The organism is Arcicella sp. GW458-12-2-14-TSB2 (genome assembly GCF_059423785.1).
In genome coordinates, this window is sequence record NZ_JBWKYN010000113.1 from 1 (window position 1) to 18501 (window position 18501).

Sequence of the window (18501 nt, forward strand, 5' to 3'; positions counted from 1 at the left end):
ATTTTATATTCAGTAAGGCAACCTATTTTAGGCAAAGACAACTCCTTACACAAAACTCACAATTTTATCCTTTCACTCTTTCGGCTTATTCAACAAGCCTAAATCTGGCTGAGAGTATTTTAAAATTTTGATATACATATCCGTTTTGGTCTGAAAAACTCCTTCAATATTCGGAATCCTTTGATTAATTACTTCTAGTAAGTGATTATTATCTCTACACATTACATCTACTTGAATATCAAAATCTCCTGAAGTAACAGCCAAAAAACTTACCTCTCTAAATTCTTGTAATTGAGCAGCAACAGATTCAATCAGGTTGGCAGGGCGTACAGAAATTTTAATATGCACATACGCGTGAAAACCTACTCTAGCAGTATTTACACGTCCAACTATTTGAATGGTTTTGTCTTCAATTAGTTTACTTGCCCTGCTTCGTATCGTACTGGCTGATGTTTTAAGATTTTCAGCCATTTCTGTAAATGAGCGACGCCCATCTTCTTGCAATTGTCCTAGTATGGCAAAATCTAGCTCATCTAAGTCAAATGAAACATCGTTGTTATTGGTTGGTTGTGTAAGGCTCATGTAGTAGAAAAAGGCTAAGTTGAGGTATTAATTTCGTAAATTTAACTGAAAGATAAAAAATAAATAAAATATAGTTATTGCAAATTCAGCAAAAAATAATCATTTTTTGATTAAAAAGTGAAGAAAATACCGTATTTAAAATAAAAATAACAAAAAGTACTTAGATAACAACTACCTATTTAGGCACAAAGTTTTAGTGATTGTGAGTTTTATTAAATTTATAAATACTTAACATAAAATTTTACAGCATTGAACCTAAGCCCAGAATTAATAGTTGAGTAGGTATAGTATCAATTTGCATTGAAGATAAATTAAGAGAGGTAAAATTTAATGATGATTTCCACCACAACTACTTATCAGGCAGCTCAAATGGTTTCTGAAACCATTGAAAACCATTTTATATTTCACCATCAAATTGCAGTGAAGCATGATGGTAAAATACTTGCCCCAATTCCTAATAGTTTGGTCATAGAATCAATTATTGATGTTGGTTTTTGGGCGAGTCTCCGTCGTGAGGAGGGGCGTTCTCCTAAAATATCACTTGCATTTTTACCACCTTTATTAACTGACCACCCTTTAATTTTTGAACATAGATTAAAGTTTAATCCCGATGTACTAACCAAATTAGCCCCCTCTGTAGAACATGCGGGTATTCACTTGGGCGTTTGGATAGAAGACGATGAATTATATATTTGGGGAACTACTACCAATATTCCAGGATTATGTTTTGTCCTTGAAGTTGTTGAACCGGGCTTGTTAGTCATCAAACATCGTCGGACAGATGGCTTTGGTAAGTTTATAAATGTTGCTGTGTTGAAAGGTGACCAAATAAAAGTAATCGACGAAAGTAGTGGTACTTTGCCCGACTGTCCAGCCGTGCTAGGCTCTATGATTGGTATCGCTTCGCCTTCCTCTTGGAATGATTCTTTGAATGTACTTGTCCAACTAGCAGTAGCCATGCGAGCACACCAAAGAGGAGGGGCTCTTTTGATTGTGCCTTCTAAACACGATAATTGGCGCTCTTCTATTATTTACCCTATTACTTATGCCCTCAGACCTGTTTTCTCAGGCCTTTCTTTCTTGAATGAAAAAGGATTGGATATTCACAATCCAGCCTTGCAAAATAAGCTAAATCAAGTAGTAAATGGAATAGCAGGATTAACAGCCGTTGATGGTGCTACTATCATTAATGACCAATTTGAAGTATTGGCTTTTGGGGCAAAAATTGGACGTTCGCCCTCTGGCAAAGCATTAGAAGCTATTTTAGTAACCGAGCCTATCGTTGGTAATGAACCTCAGGTAGTACACCCAGTTCAGAATGGGGGAACAAGACATCTTTCTGCGGCACAATTTGTGTATGATCAACGTGATGCGATTGCCCTAGTTGCCTCGCAAGATGGAAGATTTACTATTTTCTCGTGGTCTCCTTGTGATAGAATGGTACATGCCCATCGAGTAGATACGTTATTAATCTAGGCACTAGCAGGTAAGCGTGAGTCCGTCGTAGGCAAGTTTTATATAAGAAGGCAATTCTTCTTCTACTTCCCTGTGCAGTCCCATCTGGTGGCTGATATGGGTAATATAAGCTTCATCAGGCTTGATTTTCTCGAGTACCTCTATGGCTTCTGAAAGGGTAAAATGTGATAAATGCTTTTCTTTACGCAAAGCACCAATTACGACAATTTTAGAGCCTCTTACTTTTTCAATAGCTTCTTCCGAAATATAGTTTACGTCGGTGATATAAGTGAAGTCGCCTATTCTAAAGCCATATACCGGCAATTTAAAGTGCAACACTTCAATAGGAGTGAAGGTAACACCTTCAATATCAAAAGGAGTATTATAATGAATTTCGTTCAGGGTAATTTGCGGAGTGCCAGGGTATTTTATAGCAGTAAATGCATAAGCAAACTCTTGCTGAATCTGTTCAAGTACTGACGGACGCGCATAGATAGGCATATCTTTCTGTTGAAAGAAATTGTATGCTCTTACGTCATCTAAACCAGCGGTATGATCTTTGTGTTCGTGCGTGAAAATAATAGCATCTAGCTTGTGAACACGTTCACGAAGCATCTGCTGACGAAAGTCGGGGCCAGTATCAATAACAAAACTTTTGTCGGCTATTTCTAGGTGAATAGAAACCCTAAGACGTTTATCACGAAAGTCGAGAGATTGGCAAACTTCACAATCACAAGCAATTACAGGTACTCCTTGGGATGTTCCAGTGCCTAAAAAGGTAATTCTCATAGAATTATGAATTATCAATTATGAGTTATGAATTAATAATATTCGAGTAAATTATCTATCAACTCTCAGCTTCATAACTCATAACTCATTTTTCATAACTATTCGGTAAGTGCTTTTACTTGAGCAACCAATGCATCAAAGTTCAAAGGTTTAGCAAGCATATCATCAAAACCAGCTTCTTTGAAATCTTCCATAGAATAATTTCTAGCATTACCAGTAATAGCAATAATTGGTATTTTAGCTTTAGCTTCGTCTTTCAAACTACGTACTGCTTTAGCACATTCCATTCCGTCCATTACTGGCATATTGATGTCTAGCAAAATGATGTCAAAATCTTCTTTCTCAAGAGCATCTAACACTTGTTGCCCATTTTTAACAGAATGGATTTCGAAATTTTGAAATTCTAAAATCTTCTTAGCAAGGTTCTGGATAACTGAGCTATCTTCGGCAATCAGGACTTTCTTCATACTTAAGGTTAATGATTGATTAATATGGTAAAGATAAGTAACAGGAAACAATTAACAATTACCAATTAAAAATTAAGCGTCTTTTTTGTGATAAATCTTAGTTATTATATTAAGTATTTACATTTATAAACGCTGTAAAGCTAACGAAAAATATTAAAAATTGGGTATGAAATGACAAGCAAATTCAATAAAATGATATTTATCAATGATACTTTGGTAAGGAATCCTATTAACATGAGTCATCCCGATTTTTTTTGCAAAATATATTTTGCGCTTTACATTTCTAACATTAAGCTATGTACAGGATGTATTTACTCATTTTCTGTAGTATCATGTACACTTTAAACATGCGTTAACGATAAATCATGGTAACCATCAATTTAATTAATTCTAATTTTATCTCGGAAATGTCATAATTTCTTAAATCAATTTTTTACTTAACCGTTTAGATACTTTTATAATAATGTTAAAAAATATCAATTCATCGACTATCGCAATACGCTTTTCAATACTATTTTTAACATTTGTATTGAGTTTTTCCTCCATGGCAATGGCTGCTAAACGAGACTTTTATCAATTAAAAGTGTATCACCTTAAAACTAAAGACCAAGAGGCTCGCCTTGATGTTTTTTTACAGAATGCTTATCTACCAGCACTTCATCGTTTAGGCATTAGTAGTGTTGGGGTTTTTAAACCTATCGTGGCAAAAGATGCCCCTGTTGCTACTGATATGCTGGTGTATGTTTTTATTCCTTTCAAATCTTCAGATGATTTTTTGAAACTTGACAAAAAACTAGCAGCAGACAAACAATATGCCATTGATGGAAAAGATTACATAGACGCACCTTACAATAATCCACCATATAGCCGTATTGAATCTATTTTACTATCAGCATTTACAGATGCCCCAATATTCAACTTGCCAGCATTGAGCTCGCCTAAAGCTGAAAGAGTATATGAATTAAGAAGTTACGAAGGCCCTACTGAAAAACTATACTTGAACAAAGTTGATATGTTTAATAAAGGTGGTGAAGTTGCCCTATTCAAAAGATTAGGCTTTAATGCCGTATTCTATGCCGAAGTGATTTCGGGCGGACAGATGCCTAATTTAATGTACATGACTACTTTTGAAAACAAGGCTTCACGCGATGAGCATTGGAAAGCATTTTCAAATGATGATTACTGGAAAAAATTAGTAGCCATGCCTGAATATCAGCATAATGTATCCAAAAATGATACTCGTTTTCTATTCCCCACTGATTATTCAGATATTTAATCAACAGTCAATTTTTGAATTCATCTTAGGAATACCATTTATCAATACATGAAAAACAATAATTTTCTTTAATCCTTACTTTATTAGTACTTGTGAAGGTATTTCCTAACAATGATACAGACACTAAACCCAAGAAGGACGATAATACTAGTGTTGATATCAAACTTATAAATGGTTTTTCGATAAAAGTGCTTGCCACTGATTTAGGGGCTACCCGTTATATAGCGGTTGCCAAAAATGGGAGTATTATGCCAAACTTTCTAAACGAAAACATGGAAAGGGAATGTATGGTATTATAGACGAAACTAAACTCTTTGGTGATTATCCAGACACTGCGTTGTTATTAACGAAGATTTGAACGCTACAATTTTTAAAATTGAATATCGTCAAAAGAGTAAGTTAGGCTTGAAGGATTAAATGTTTTAAGGCTCAATTTACAAATGCATAAAGCGTAGTAACTATTTGGCAAACAAATAACATGAATTATCCCTCATTGTAAATAGCATTTACAATGAGGGATAATTCATGTTTATAAGACACTCATATTTATTTTACATGAAATGTAACCGCTACTTTTTCCCACATCAAGGTTACGTCTCCACTGTTTTCCGCTTTAATCGTAAAACGTTCAGTCATATCGTTAGCTCTAGCTGGCGCTGTTACTCTCAACACATCATCCGCTTCACTATATTTGAATGCTCCCCATTGTTTCGCTACCTTGTTGAAAATAATTGTCCATTCTTTTTCACCAGGAATCGTAAAAAAACCATATTTGCCAGCTTTCAAAGTCCTACCTTGTACGGTTACATCTTTGCTTACTTCAAAAGTTGTAGCTTCGTTTGCTCCAGTACGCCATACTTTACCAAATGGGGCAAGGTTGCCTTCCCAAACGTTACGACCTTTTACGGCAGGCTGACTATAATTGATTGTGAGAGTAGTTTCTCCGATAGTAGCAGAAGCAGTTGCTGGTGGAGAAGGCATTTTAGACTTGTCGTTACTTGCTTCATGTTGTGCATTGCTGATGAAAGCGGTGATAGAAAATAACGTCAATAAAATTAATTTTTTCATTTTTGTAAATCTGTTTAAGTTTTTTGAAAGGAGTTTTTCATCTAGGACAACGCAAAAGATTTCATAAAGTTTTATTTTAAGGGAGTTATTTTGTCTCAAATTTGTTATATTTTTATTAAATGAATATTTTATTTTATTAAATGAAGAAATTTCTATTTTCAAACAACCCCGCATTAACCTATTTCGATATACAGTTTGAGCAGGAGAATATTCGTAGAGAGCGACAAAGGGCAGGGGTTTTATTACTTTTTTTCTCGATAAGTTTTCTCAGTTATGCGCTGTTTGCTAAAACAGTGTATCAGTTGAATTATTTAAATGGGCACGAAGGCGTCCCTCAGATTATATTTTTGTATTTAGCATTTATGACTTTCTATGAACTGACGGTCTGGCTATCTATGAAGTATCTGCTGAAAGTAATGAATAAAATGCCTTTGGTAGCAAAGTTTGGTAATGCAACACTAGAAATTACGTTACTGACATTGGTAATGTATTTTGCAGGACAAGAATACAACCATCCTATCCTGATAGTACTTTCTCCGTTAGTGTATATCTACTTTATTTTTATCATTCTATCAACATTAAGGCTGAGTTTCGCCGTTTCGTTGTGGACGGGACTATTGGCTGGGTTAGAGTACTTTTTTCTGAGTTACCACCTGATAGAATCTGGAACGATTGTCTCAGAGCATGATATTTATACTAAACAAATGTTTTCGTATCTGCTCAAAACTTTCTCCTTGGTTTTCGGTGGTTTGTCGGCAGGGTATGTCGCTACGCAGATTAGAAAGAGCATTCAGCTATCCATAGAACGGATGGAGACCCAAGAACACATTGTAGAAATGTTTGGGCAACAGGTTTCGCCAGAAGTAGCACAAGTAATGTTGGAACAAAATGGTATTCTGAAAGCCAAGCACCAGAAAGTAAGCATCATGTTTTTGGATATCCGTAATTTTACGGTGTATGCTGACAAACATACTGCGGAGGAAGTAATGGAGTATCAGAATGCTTTTTTTGAGGTAGTTGTCAATACCGTTAACGAATACAATGGTATTGTAAATCAGTTTTTAGGAGATGGCTGTATGGTTACTTTTGGAGCACCTATCAATTTAGAAAACCCTTCTGAAAATGCTGTAAAGGCAGGGCTGGATATTATTGAAAAAATCCAGAAGATGAATGAGCAAGGGACGATACCTAATACAGGGCTAGGTATAGGCATTCATACAGGAGATGCCGTAGTAGGAAATATCGGTACGGATTCTCGTCAGCAATATAACATCACTGGGAACGTAGTAATTCAGGCAGCAAGGATAGAACAATTGAATAAAAAATACCAATCTCAACTGCTGATAAGTCAGGAAGTAATGGATGAAATTTCGGCTATTCCGATTGATACTAAGCAAGTAGGCTCTGTAAAATTAAAAGGAATGGAGAACGAGATGTTTTTGTGGAAATTGGCATAAAATGCTTTTTGACTATTTTTATCACTAGGGAGGGACTTAAGTCCCTCCCTAGTGATAAAAATAGGTTATCAATTTATTGGAATTGTAATGATAAAAGAGTTGTCCTTTTTATTCATTAGAAAAACAACCCTGCCTTCACAGAAAATAAATGGTTCTCTTCTGAAATACCATACATCCCCGTAATCACTACCATATTGAAAGGAGCAATCCAAATACCACCTCCATAACTTTGGTGCCATTTCTCAGAGTTTTCAGTTGGATTCCAAACCCTTCCAACATCATTAAAGGCAAGTACGCCTGCATAAGCTGGGAATAAATATGATTTGAAATTGAGTACTTTTATACGAACTTCTGTATTATTATAAAAAGAAGATTTCCCTGAAAAACGTGTCCGTCTGAAACCTCTAAGATTCGTTAATCCACCCAACGAATTGGCCTGATACAATTCATAATCATCAAGGTTTAGGCCTCCTCCAAAACGAGTAGCCAAGCTAACAACCGCAGGTAATTTAAAGGTATAATAAAATGATAAATCAGTTTTCAGGTTGGCATAATTGTTCTTCGTAACATCATTCGCACCTCGCTGAATGGTGGCATCAAAGTTCCATAAAATACCTCTGGTTGGAAAAATGATATTATCACGGTTATCAAGGATAAACCCTGTTTTTAGCCCAATAAAGTATTTGTCCTGATATATTTCATCACCATGTGGGGCAAATTCATTAATAAAGCGTTTGGGGTTTTCTTTAATATGCCATTCGTTTTTCGCAGCACCATAATACAGCGTTAGTTTATTGAAGCGGGTTTTGAAAAGCGCTGTAATCTCTTCGTTTTCGTATTGAATTCTGTAGTAATCAATCCCTTTCTCTTTTTTATATTCCGATTCGTTGCTCAACCCAAAGAAGTTATCAACCAAGCCGCCTTGTTGTAAATTAGCTTTTAATTCAAAATCAGTTTTACCGATTACATCCATGAATTCGCCTTTATAAAAAATATTATACGAATTAGTGCCAAAAGCGTAATTGCCTGAAATTGTATGTTGTGAAGCGAAAGGGTCTTTCCTGAAACCCTGACGAGTCCATTGTGCCCCTGCTCCGATAAAAATACCATCGTCAACGTTATAGGCAAAAGAACCTAGTGGGGCTACTCTGTCATATTTAAAAGCTTCGCGGTTATAATCGTTAACGTTCTTTTTATTACTTGTTAAGTCCTTACTTTCAGTGCCTAAATTGAGTATAGTATTTTCTTTTTTATCATAAATAATGGTTTTCTTAGCTAAGCCACTCACAGAAGACGAGTCTGTAAAAATATCTTTTCCTTTTCCGCCAATCAAACGCACTTTAATACCCTTACTGGCTTGACCAAATACTTTGAAGTTATCCTCTCCATCTAATCCCCAAATCCTGATTTCTTTCGTGATTTTTGGGTCAAATGTTCTTTCATAAAGTGTTCTACCGATTTCGCCATTTTTCTTTTGGTCAAAGACTGACACTTTTGTTCGCCCATCTTCGAGTCGACTTACAAAAAAATATTCATCCTTGTCACTTCCCAGAATATCTACTTCTTTACTCAAAAATTCATATAATTCTTTTGTATATCCAGGAAGGTCGTCACGGCGTTGTTTTAGTTTTTTAGCAATAATAGCCGAATGCTCTGGGAAATTAGGGAAATGCGTAACAGCAGAATCAATCACAGCATCACTGATTTTTTGTTGAAGTTCTTTGGCCATTGCCATCCAATCGTTCTCGGAAGATTGGGTTAGAAACGAACGGTCAAAATAACGTGCATTGAATGCCAAACCTGCTACATCACGAATTTTATAATCAAACCCTTGAATTTTGGGCAATATCCACTTTCGAGAAATAATACGAGGTAGAACGCCTTCATTTACAAAAAAAGCTTGGTCACGGTCACGTGGAATAGGCCTAAAACTCAAACCTTTGTCATGACCATTTTCATAACCAGCCCAACGCCATTGATCTTCGTGACGGTCCCAGTCGCCAATCAGCATATCTAATAACCTTGCTCTGATTACCTCTTTTTCATTAATTTCGTTGTGATTGTCTTCAGCTAGTTTTTCAACTACTTTTTGGGTACTTTGTATTTTTTTCGAACCCGCAAAACTTCCATCTGGACGTTCTTCGAAAAGGGCTAATTGGTTCGTGAAAAGGCGTTTGTAATTGCCCAATACATTGCTTTCTGGAATAATCACCAACGAAGGATTAGTATGCAAAACACCAGCGGCTTCTGCCAAATGTGAAGCCACCAAAGCTGCGAAAGGATGTGAAGCAGAAATTTGGTCAGAGACAATATCGGTAGTAAACTGACTGCGAATAGCTTCTGGAACGGCTCTTTCTGGATATTTTTCTACTGAGCGCGTAACGAATTGTTCACCTTTAGGATTTTGATAACGTAATGAAAGTGTTTGATAACCACCGCCCCGTTGAATAACCTTTAATCCTCCTTCTTCATGTTCAAAATCAAGCGTTTTAGGTTTGATGGGCGTTGTCCAAATATCTCTATAATTGCTCCCCAACATAAAAGTTTTAAATTTCCCTGCTTTATATTTGGGGTTGGGTACAACACCCAGCATATGGATTTTTTCTGTTTGTACGTCTTTTGGGTCAATGGCGTTAGTATCCAGCAAAATATCCGTGCTATACAATTCATTCCCATCTTTGCCATCACCGCCAAAAAATATCAGCTTGATTTGGTTATCATAGAAGTCTAAGCGAGCAAACCCAATTTGCGAACTAGCAAATTTAGAATCCTTCCCCATTTTTACAGGCGTGTTTTTTGAACCTGCTCCTGAAGTAATATAGTTGATAGAATCTCGCTGAATTAATTGTAGATTATGTTCATGTCCGTTGGCATAAATTACGTTTTTATATTGTTTGAAAATCCCCACAAGTCCATCACGCATTTGTTTATATTTAGGATGTGGAATATCTTGGATATTACCAATAAGGGTACGGTACAACGGATAAATAGAGCCAAGTACTGGCAGAGGAATAGGTACTCCTAATTCATGAAATGGTAAAAGGTGGTCTTGTACAGTATAATAACCACCATGAGAGCCATGCGAATACATGGGATGATGCCCAACTACTAATACTTTTTTATGGCGATTTCTATCCAGAATATCATTGACACTTATCAGCATTTCTTCTAATGACTTTACTTCACAGTCAGAATCTGCTTCTGGTTTTTTCCAAGGATGTAGCCACCATTGTGTATCAAGAATCACGGCCGTAATTTGGTCGTTAAGGGCAACCTCATGTGGTGTAGGGCATCCGCCTTTTGGGAAAAATACATCTTCTCTTTTCAAAAAATCAGAAACAAATTTTTCCTGATTTTGGATATATTCCCATCCCTTTTTCCCTCCTTGTTGCCAATCGTGGTTGCCCGGAATGATAAAAGGTTTGCCCTCATAATCTTGCAAAATACTCAACTGGTCTGCCAAACGTTCCTCATCATTTTTACGATTTGGCTCATCGATATTACTTAACCCTTTAGGGTACACATTATCACCAAGAATCATGATGGTCGACTGCTTGCCAGCTTGTTGCATTTGCTTTTTCAACGGGCTCAACACCATGTCTTTGCCATTCTTTGGAGGTTCGCCAGCATCACCAATTAAAAAGACAGAATAATTAGGCTTTTTTTGGCTAAAACCAAATTCGGCGGTAAGCAATAATAAAGGCAACAATGCACTGAAGCTTTTGAAGATAAACTTTTTAAAGGGAGTCTCCATGTTTTCTTGGATAATTAAGGTTTTGGTTTAGTAATATAGTAATTTAATGTTTTGTTGAGGAGTTTTTATTAAATTAGCATAAGCATTTTTTGTGAAATTCCGCTGTTTGAGCGGAGCGAGTTTCGGAATTTCTTGACTTTCTTTTGTTACTTTTCTTGTGTCAAGACAAGAAAAGTAAGTTGTGGCGAAAGGGAATTTTCTTTTCAGATACAAACCAATTTTTAAACTACTCTCAAGCAAAATCATTTAAAATTAACTGCAATAGCACGCAATTACTTTTTATAATCAAAAGCTAAAATATAGCCATCTCCACCTGCACCTTCAGATGAAATATACAAGTTGCCATTTGGCGTAAAGCAAATGCCTTCTGGTTGTTTATAAAGATTGGGATTTAAATCTACTAGAGCTTCCTTAGCACCATCTTTAGATAAAATCAAAAGTTTTTTGCCTTGTGAAGCAATGATAAAAACTTGTTGAGTAATAGGGTGGATAGCGATACCCGATGGACGGAAAGTTTTTTTGCCATCTTTGCCAATTAATTTTTCATCTGGAATAGCGATAGATTTAAACAGAATTTTTCTTTTAAAATCGTAGGCATAAATCATCTTTTTACTATCTACCTCCTTTATCCTTTCTTTGGCTGCTAATAGTAGATTTCCAGTGGTTGGGTCATAGCTAAGGCCTTCGTATTCAACAACATCAGGGTCTGAACAGTCTATTTCTCTTTCGTAAGGTTCGCCAATTTTAAAACTCTTAATTAAGCCATCACTTCTCAACACAAATACCTCATTGCCTACTACTTCTACGCCCTCATAATCACCTGATTTTCCGAAGGGAATTTTCTGAATAATTTCTTTTTTTGCTAAATCAAAAATAAAAACTTTACCTTCTTCGTCATTAATGCAGGCCAATTGATTATTTTTATAAAATGACAGTCCAGAAATTTCTTTAAGGCTCTTCGGTAAGGTTATTTTTTGACTAGGATTTTCAAAATCATACGGTAGTGTCAAGGCTGTAGTAGTTTCTTCTGTTTTTTCTTTTTCTTTGTGTTTTTCTTTTTTTGCACAAGAAAAAATGGATAATGGAACGAAAGTTAGTAGAATTAAAGTTTTGGAAGAGATCATCATGCTTTTATTTAATGTTGTAAGTTGATTATGCAAACGGAATTGCTCATAAAGGTACAAGAATATGCTGAAGGAATTTTAAACAAATTGCCTGCGGAATTGATTTATCATAATTTTGGACACACTCATCATGTGGTAAAAGTGACGGAGGAAATAGGTAAAGCTTCTGACCTCTCGGATAAAGCCCTTGAGACAATTTTGATTGCAGCTTGGCTACATGACATCGGTTATCAGCAAGGGTGTATCAACCATGAGGATAGAAGTAAACTTATGGCCAAAACGTTTTTAGAGGGCTTAGAAGTTCCAGAAAAGCGTATTGATAAAGTTTTGGGCTGTATTGAAGCCACCAAAATGCCACAAAATCCCAAAAATCGTAAGGAAATGATTTTGTGTGATGCCGATTTATCACATTTGGCATCACCCGAATTTATGAATTATTCAGAAAATTTACGGATTGAATTCTGCTCTATTTTAAAAAGCATTGGGGAGAAAAAATGGTGGGAGTCGACAGTGGAGCTAATTCAAAATCACCAATATTATACTGAATATGCTCGCGAACATTTTGAACCGCTCAAACAAGAAAACCTTAAAAAGGGCTTAATGAAATTAGCACAATTTGAGGGAGGAGGCATAAAATTAAAGTTCCCTTGGGATGAAAATGAGGAAAAAGAAGCAATAGAAGTGAAAGAAGAAACACACGAAAGTAAATTTGATAAGAAATTAAGAAAAGAGGCTGAAAAGATAAAAAAACCAGAGCGTGGTATAGAAACGATGTTTAGAACAACGTCTTCAAACCACTTTCAGTTATCAGCCATGGCAGATAATAAAGCCAACATTATGATTTCGGTTAATTCAATTATTATCTCTTTGGTACTTAGTGTATTGGCGAGAAAATTGGAAGATTGGCCAAATCTAATTCTGCCAACAGCATTGCTGACAATAGTGTGTTTAGTCGCTACGATTTTTGCTATTCTAGCAGTTCGTCCTAATGTGACCTCTGGTAAGTTTTCCCGTGAAGACATTGAAGGGAAAACAGCCAATTTACTTTTCTTTGGTAATTTCCACCAGATGGAACTAACAGATTATGAATGGGGAATGAAAGAAATGATGAATGATTCTGATTTCTTGTATGCTAGCATGACCCGTGATATATATTATTTAGGAAAAGTACTTGGCAAAAAATACAAGTTCCTCAGGGTTTCCTATACCGTATTTATGTTTGGTTTTGCGGCCTCGGTAGTGTCTTTTGCCGTTGCGATGTACTTTTTTAAGTAGTTTTTTTGTCGGAGTGACCTAGGCTTTTTTCGGGACAAACTAGGTCGCGGACTATCTGTTTTAATTCTTTGGCTTCGGGAAAATGTCCTTCACGTTTTCTGTCAAAAATTACTTCCTGTTCTAAAAATACTTGAAAACGCCCAGCAACTTCGCTTGGGCGTAGGCTTACTTCTTGTAGTTCATCTACAAAAGTTGTCAGTAATTCCTGTGCCATCCATGCCGAACGCATCAGCCAATTACATTTGGGGCAATATTCTATGGTTATTTTTGGTTTCATGGTTGTACAGCCGTCAGCTTTGAGCTATCAGCTATGAGTTTTTTTATCATGGTGAATGGGTTTCGGTCATCTGATTGTAGCTTTCAGTCATCGGCTTTCAGTTTTCGGATTTTGAATAAAAAATCTCCGTAAATCTGCGTATCAATCTGTGAAAATCTGCGGGTAAATCAGCTTTCAGTCATTATTCTTGACTCTCAAACCACGGTTTTAGCTATTGGTTTTCGGCTATCAGCTTACGACCGACAACCGATTGCCGATAACTAAAAGCTGAAAGCTCAAGGCTGACAACTCATAGCTGTCACAAATTCCACCAATAAGTAAACTTCAATACAATTGCACGATTTTTAATATTTAAACTTCCCGGAATATAGTTATCAGTATATACCAAAAATATATCAGAGGCAGGTTTGTATCTCCACTGTACACGGCTATTGATATTTACGTTTTGTACCTGCTCGTTATATTGTATAAACGTAGTCCAGAATAATTTATTCGTAAAAGTAATATCAATTTTAGGACTAACCAGCCAAAAGTTTGATTTTACTATCAGGTCATTTTGGTCTTTTACAGGGATTTTTACATCACTAATCTCCACATAATTGATATTGGCCGACAAGCTTACATAGGGCTGAAAACGATAACCTATATCACCCGAAATGCTCAATAGCTTACCATCACCAAAATAACTACCGTAACTTCCAGTAATGCCAAAGGTATATTTTTTCCGTGGCGTAGAAAGGTAATTGATGTTCATTGAACCAAATTTGTGTTCACTTCCAGCGGCTAGTTTATCATTACTTCCCTTATTGGTAGGGTCGAAGGCGAAAGGTAATTTGATATAGTTCGTTTCGTAATAAGCAGTAAAACTACTACGGTCTTTCATCGTAAAAAGATAATAATATTGCCTTTGTAAATCTGTCAATAATTTATCGGCATTCCAGTACGCATACGTTGAAAACAATGGACCATGCGTCTGGACTATACTAGCTTTGTTTTTTGGATAAAAATTATACTGTATCGGCACTGTAATTTTATGATAGCCAGTACGGGGTACATAGCCAATTTCAGGATTATAATTCTTGCCTACATATTCGTATTGAACGCCTGCATCCACTGCTAACCCATTGTAATTCAAATTAAAGGCACTTACAAAATCATCGTCCTTACTATTGGGGCTGAATGATTTTAGGTACATTGCTTTGCCTATCCACAAATTACTAGCTGATGCTAAGTTGTATTCAAACCCTACATTTCTATTGTATTGATTAAAGTCTTTATTAATATGTTCGTCGTAATTGAGTGATTGCTTGTTCAATAACATCATACTAATATTTGAACGGCTAAATACTTTTTGTTGAAGTACCAAGGCAGAAAAATTTTGGGCAGGTCTATTTTCCAAGCTACTAACACCCGTTTGGATATTCATTGCACCAATCCTGAGGTTATTATTAATTTTGCCACTCAACCTTGCACCATAATCAATAGGAACGCCTAGTCCAATTCTTCTTGAAAAGAAAGGACGAATACTGCTCAAACCAAAATTATTAAAAAGATCGGCATTTTCAAGGAAGAATTGTCGCCGCTCAGGAAAGAACAGCTCAAATCTACTCAGGTTCGTTACTTGGCGGTCTACATCCACTTGTGAAAAATCAGGGTTTACCGTTAAATCCAAATTCAAAGCAGATGAAACGGCAATTTTAGCATCTAAACCAAAGTCTTTTCTGACGCTCGTTGAGCTAGCATCTTGAAAGTTTTTGCTTGTTCCACCTAACACATAAGGAATAATGGAAATATTGCTTTTGGGAGTAGGAGGAGGGGTATCCCAAACCATTGTGCCTGTATAAGCCAAGGTAATACTAAAGTATTGACGAGGGATTTTTGCCCACGTAGATTTTTCACCAGATTTGAGGTCTAATCTACTAAAATTCATCCCCCATTTGGTTTCGCCAGCCTTGTATCGAAGTGTTTTAAAAGGAATTGCCGCTTCAAATATCCAACGGTCGCCCAAGTATTTGGTTTCAGAAAACCACTTATTATCCCAGTTAGCATTTAGGTTTGTTCCTTCCGAAATGATGCCATCAAATTGTGCACCCGCGGCATTGACGCCAAACACAAAGCCATTGGTCAAATCATTGAAAGGTTCGAGAATCAGCCAGAAGTTATCATTATTCCCAAAACTGAAATCCCTTTTTAGCGACTCCACCACAAAGCCTTTGTTTTTTATTTTTTCATAACAAACAGCACTGATGTATAAAAAGTGTTCATCATAAGTAAGGCGTACTTCTGTGGGTGTTAAACTCAGCGAAGTATCCATGGGCGTCATCATCCAAAAGTCTTTGGCAACATCAGTGTTCTTCCAAGCTTCATCATCCAAAATACCATCAATTTTAATTTTTGAAGTTGCCTTTTGGATATTGAATTGAAAGGAATGATTAATTTTTTGTGAGAAGCCAGAGAAAGCAACAAATAGGATTAATAATAACAGTAAGGGTTTATTCATTGTATAAGGATAATAGCGTTTGATTGATGTACGAAGATACCACTAATCCCTATGATTAAGGAACATAGGGATTGATAGGCTTTTCTATCCTGCCAGACCCGACAAACACGCCTTGTAGTTTATCCGTTTTTCGTTACATTATCAGAATATTAAGGCTTTTTTGTAATTCTACTCATCATTGATTAAATTGAGTATAATTGTCAATCCTTAAAACCACATAAAATGAAGTCATCGCCTCCTAATCAAGGAAAACTAGTTCGCTCTATTGGACTTACCTCGGCCGTCGTGCTCATCATCAGCTCTGTAATAGGCACGGGCGTTTTTAAAAAAGTAGCTCCAATGTCCGCCGAATTGCAGTCTCCTTCGTTGGTATTAATTGCATGGTTAGTAGCAGGGCTAATTAGTTTGGCAGGGACATTATCTAATGCGGAGGTCGGCAGTATGTTGGCCGATTCAGGTGGAGAATTTGTTTACTTTCGCAAAATCTATAATCGTTTTTTTGCTTTTCTGTTTGGCTGGACCAACTTTGCTGTAATCCGTACTGCTTCTATAGCATCCATTGCCTATGTTTTTGCTCAATCCCTGAATAGCGTTTTCCCATTTCCTATCACGGCAGCTTCTTTGGCCGATGTTAGTTTCTTTGGTTTACATCCGTTAGATAACCTCAGTGTAAAATTAGTAGCTATTGCCTTAATTATATTTTTGACTTATTTCAACTATAAAGGATTGAAACTGGGCGAAAACCTTAGCAGAGTATTAACAGCGCTGATGACTACCGTAATGTTATTGATTATTGTGTTGGGTTTACTTTCAAGCGTTGGCAGTTTTGAAAACATTACCACCAATAGTGTGCGATACAATGCCGATGCTATGTCGGGTGCTACTCTTTTCAAGGCCTTGGCTTTGGCGTGTTTAAGTGCCTTTTGGGGATATGAAGGTTGGGCAAGTGTTGGTTTTATTGGGGGTGAAATGAAAAATCCACAGCGCAATCTGCCTTTGGCCTTGATTATCGGCACGTTGATTATCATGGTGTTGTATATGTCTATGAACTTTGTGTATTTATATATTTTACCAATTGATGAATTTATCAAAATCTATGAATCCAAGAATGGGATTGCTGCTGTAGCCGTAGTTAGTCATTTTCTAGGTGCTTGGGGCGGTATGTTGATATCTGGATTAATCTTAGTAACTACTTTCAATTGTGCCAGTACTACTTTATTGTTAGCATCAAGGTTATTTTATGCGATGGCACACGATAAAATGTTTTTTAAAAGCGTAGATTATATTCACCCTGTTTATAATACTCCTTCACGTGCATTGTTTATTCAAGCCATCTGGACTTCCCTATTAGTTTTATCTGGGACATTCGACCAACTGACGGATATGCTAATTTTTGCTGCTTTTATTTTTTATGGAGCTACTGCTTTTGGGGTATTTGTATTACGCAAAAAAATGCCCGACGCGCATCGTCCTTATAAAGTAATAGGCTATCCAGTTGTACCTGCCATTTTTGTACTTTTCTGTATCGTACTTATCGTAAATACATTAATCGAAAAACCAGAGGAGGCACTTAGCGGACTGGGATTGATGGCAACAGGTTTGCCTTTTTATTATTACTGGACAAAGAAGAAAGAGTAAGTTTATATTGTCACAGCCTTGTGTTCTGTGTGCCACAGACCACGGAGAAGGATTATCCATAAGTGTATAAATATCTGAAAATCAAGATATTTATTCCTAGCGAGGGACTTAAGTCCCTCGCTAGGAATAAAAGCTTCTCCATCCGTGGTTTGTGGCACACAAAACACACTTTAAATAACCACCTAATTCATCGTAATAAAACGCTCGTTAGCAACAACCTGAGGTTTTATCGTTCCTATTTCTAAATTTTTAACGATTTTAGTTTCACCGTCATAGATTTCAATAACATATTTGCCGTCTTCCAATTCTTCTAAATTAAACTTCCCAAAATATAACGTATCCTTTTTCCTAATATATTCAGAATGCAATATAAAGCCAGATTTACTTTTTAAAATCACCGATAGTGCTCTGCCGACAAGTTTCTCAACTACTACGCTCATTTTCATGGTATTCGTCGCAGGATAAATAGCCACTTTCAGTGTCTTTCTACCATTTGTTGCATCATCGCCTGCATTAGCAATCAAGGACACTGTTGAAAATAAAGCAATGACGAAGGTTCTAAGTAAGGTTTTCATTTTCTTGTTGTTTAGAATATTAAATGATTTGTTTAGAAATTACTTGTACGCTTACTGTTTACATATTTATAGCACTAAAGATATGTGTAAAAGATAGTACCTTGCAATGCAAAGTACCCTAAACGGTTAATTATTCTTATAAATGGTAGAGTCTCTTAAAATACAATTGATTTTGGTTTAAGCGAATGCTTTAAAGTTGATGAGTTTTGGAATCAAAAATAGAATTCTTCTATATTTCAGACATAAGATGCAGTTAAAGAGTAC

15 protein-coding genes are annotated in these 18501 nt (G+C 36.2%); 6 read left to right on the forward strand and 9 right to left on the reverse strand.

Annotation, left to right across the window (positions count from 1 at the left end):
• Positions 1-72: 72 nt before the first annotated feature.
• Positions 73-582: an Lrp/AsnC family transcriptional regulator gene (locus AC07XN_RS15845; RefSeq protein ID WP_309919255.1), complete on the reverse strand. Its 510-nt coding sequence runs from the start codon at positions 580-582 to the stop codon at positions 73-75.
• 330 nt (positions 583-912) lie between these two features.
• Here AC07XN_RS15845 and AC07XN_RS15850 point away from each other — a divergent pair, with 330 nt between their 5' ends.
• Entirely contained in the window at positions 913-2058 is a 1146-nt protein-coding gene (locus AC07XN_RS15850; RefSeq protein WP_494743785.1) for a putative sensor domain DACNV-containing protein, read from the forward strand.
• A gap of 3 nt (positions 2059-2061) precedes the next feature.
• Here the strand turns inward: AC07XN_RS15850 and AC07XN_RS15855 are convergent, their stop codons facing one another.
• Entirely contained in the window at positions 2062-2826 is a 765-nt protein-coding gene (locus tag AC07XN_RS15855; RefSeq protein WP_309919261.1) for an MBL fold metallo-hydrolase, read from the reverse strand.
• A 98-nt stretch (positions 2827-2924) separates the two neighbouring features.
• Complete coding sequence (locus AC07XN_RS15860; protein WP_309919265.1) at positions 2925-3293, reverse strand: response regulator; 369 nt, start codon at positions 3291-3293, stop codon at positions 2925-2927.
• Between the two features lie 463 nt (positions 3294-3756).
• Here AC07XN_RS15860 and AC07XN_RS15865 point away from each other — a divergent pair, with 463 nt between their 5' ends.
• Both AC07XN_RS15865 and AC07XN_RS15870 read left to right on the forward strand, forming a co-directional pair.
• A complete protein-coding gene (locus AC07XN_RS15865) occupies positions 3757-4569 on the forward strand; it encodes an NIPSNAP family protein (RefSeq protein ID WP_309919268.1) in 813 nt (270 codons plus the stop codon).
• Positions 4570-4661: 92 nt separating this feature from the next.
• A complete protein-coding gene (locus tag AC07XN_RS15870) occupies positions 4662-4868 on the forward strand; it encodes a hypothetical protein (RefSeq protein ID WP_494743786.1) in 207 nt (68 codons plus the stop codon).
• A 247-nt stretch (positions 4869-5115) separates the two neighbouring features.
• Here the strand turns inward: AC07XN_RS15870 and AC07XN_RS15875 are convergent, their stop codons facing one another.
• Positions 5116-5637: a DUF2911 domain-containing protein gene (locus AC07XN_RS15875; protein WP_309919272.1), complete on the reverse strand. Its 522-nt coding sequence runs from the start codon at positions 5635-5637 to the stop codon at positions 5116-5118.
• A gap of 140 nt (positions 5638-5777) precedes the next feature.
• Between AC07XN_RS15875 and AC07XN_RS15880 the strand changes: the two genes are divergently transcribed.
• Positions 5778-7094: an adenylate/guanylate cyclase domain-containing protein gene (locus AC07XN_RS15880; RefSeq protein ID WP_494743787.1), complete on the forward strand. Its 1317-nt coding sequence runs from the start codon at positions 5778-5780 to the stop codon at positions 7092-7094.
• 115 nt (positions 7095-7209) lie between these two features.
• Here the strand turns inward: AC07XN_RS15880 and AC07XN_RS15885 are convergent, their stop codons facing one another.
• Both AC07XN_RS15885 and AC07XN_RS15890 read right to left on the reverse strand, forming a co-directional pair.
• Entirely contained in the window at positions 7210-10848 is a 3639-nt protein-coding gene (locus tag AC07XN_RS15885; RefSeq protein WP_494743788.1) for a BamA/TamA family outer membrane protein, read from the reverse strand.
• A 272-nt stretch (positions 10849-11120) separates the two neighbouring features.
• Positions 11121-11975 carry an SdiA-regulated domain-containing protein gene (locus tag AC07XN_RS15890; RefSeq protein WP_494743789.1) on the reverse strand — a complete coding sequence of 285 codons (855 nt, stop codon included), beginning with the start codon at positions 11973-11975 and terminating at the stop codon, positions 11121-11123.
• Positions 11976-12002: 27 nt separating this feature from the next.
• Here AC07XN_RS15890 and AC07XN_RS15895 point away from each other — a divergent pair, with 27 nt between their 5' ends.
• Positions 12003-13247, forward strand: coding sequence for a Pycsar system effector family protein (locus AC07XN_RS15895; RefSeq protein WP_309919283.1), 1245 nt, complete (start codon positions 12003-12005; stop codon positions 13245-13247).
• Here AC07XN_RS15895 and AC07XN_RS15900 read toward each other — a convergent pair.
• Both AC07XN_RS15900 and AC07XN_RS15905 read right to left on the reverse strand, forming a co-directional pair.
• The gene (locus AC07XN_RS15900; protein ID WP_309919288.1) at positions 13240-13524 is read right to left on the reverse strand and encodes an Rdx family protein; all 285 of its coding nucleotides are present in this window, start codon (positions 13522-13524) and stop codon (positions 13240-13242) included. The genes AC07XN_RS15895 and AC07XN_RS15900 overlap by 8 nt on opposite strands.
• 298 nt (positions 13525-13822) lie before the next feature.
• Positions 13823-16024 (reverse strand): DUF5916 domain-containing protein, encoded by a 2202-nt coding sequence (locus AC07XN_RS15905; protein ID WP_494743790.1) that lies wholly within the window; start codon positions 16022-16024, stop codon positions 13823-13825.
• A 222-nt stretch (positions 16025-16246) separates the two neighbouring features.
• Here AC07XN_RS15905 and AC07XN_RS15910 point away from each other — a divergent pair, with 222 nt between their 5' ends.
• A complete protein-coding gene (locus tag AC07XN_RS15910; protein WP_494743791.1) occupies positions 16247-17662 on the forward strand; it encodes an APC family permease in 1416 nt (471 codons plus the stop codon).
• A 182-nt stretch (positions 17663-17844) separates the two neighbouring features.
• Here AC07XN_RS15910 and AC07XN_RS15915 read toward each other — a convergent pair whose 3' ends face one another.
• Positions 17845-18237: a hypothetical protein gene (locus tag AC07XN_RS15915; RefSeq protein ID WP_494743792.1), complete on the reverse strand. Its 393-nt coding sequence runs from the start codon at positions 18235-18237 to the stop codon at positions 17845-17847.
• Between the last annotated feature and the right edge of the window lie 264 nt (positions 18238-18501).

Bases quoted from the DNA above. Each gene is read 5' to 3' on its own strand.
- AC07XN_RS15865 (WP_309919268.1), top strand. From the start codon at position 3,757: ATGTTAAAAAATATCAATTCATCGACTATCGCAATACGCTTTTCAATA.
- AC07XN_RS15910 (WP_494743791.1), top strand. From the start codon at position 16,247: ATGAAGTCATCGCCTCCTAATCAAGGAAAACTAGTTCGCTCTATTGGA.
- AC07XN_RS15915 (WP_494743792.1), bottom strand. From the start codon at position 18,237: ATGAAAACCTTACTTAGAACCTTCGTCATTGCTTTATTTTCAACAGTG.
- AC07XN_RS15890 (WP_494743789.1), bottom strand. From the start codon at position 11,975: ATGATGATCTCTTCCAAAACTTTAATTCTACTAACTTTCGTTCCATTA.
- AC07XN_RS15860 (WP_309919265.1), bottom strand. From the start codon at position 3,293: ATGAAGAAAGTCCTGATTGCCGAAGATAGCTCAGTTATCCAGAACCTT.
- AC07XN_RS15855 (WP_309919261.1), bottom strand. From the start codon at position 2,826: ATGAGAATTACCTTTTTAGGCACTGGAACATCCCAAGGAGTACCTGTA.
- AC07XN_RS15895 (WP_309919283.1), top strand. From the start codon at position 12,003: ATGCAAACGGAATTGCTCATAAAGGTACAAGAATATGCTGAAGGAATT.
- AC07XN_RS15905 (WP_494743790.1), bottom strand. From the start codon at position 16,024: ATGAATAAACCCTTACTGTTATTATTAATCCTATTTGTTGCTTTCTCT.
- AC07XN_RS15885 (WP_494743788.1), bottom strand. From the start codon at position 10,848: ATGGAGACTCCCTTTAAAAAGTTTATCTTCAAAAGCTTCAGTGCATTG.
- AC07XN_RS15880 (WP_494743787.1), top strand. From the start codon at position 5,778: ATGAAGAAATTTCTATTTTCAAACAACCCCGCATTAACCTATTTCGAT.
- AC07XN_RS15900 (WP_309919288.1), bottom strand. From the start codon at position 13,524: ATGAAACCAAAAATAACCATAGAATATTGCCCCAAATGTAATTGGCTG.
- AC07XN_RS15875 (WP_309919272.1), bottom strand. From the start codon at position 5,637: ATGAAAAAATTAATTTTATTGACGTTATTTTCTATCACCGCTTTCATC.
- AC07XN_RS15850 (WP_494743785.1), top strand. From the start codon at position 913: ATGATGATTTCCACCACAACTACTTATCAGGCAGCTCAAATGGTTTCT.
- AC07XN_RS15845 (WP_309919255.1), bottom strand. From the start codon at position 582: ATGAGCCTTACACAACCAACCAATAACAACGATGTTTCATTTGACTTA.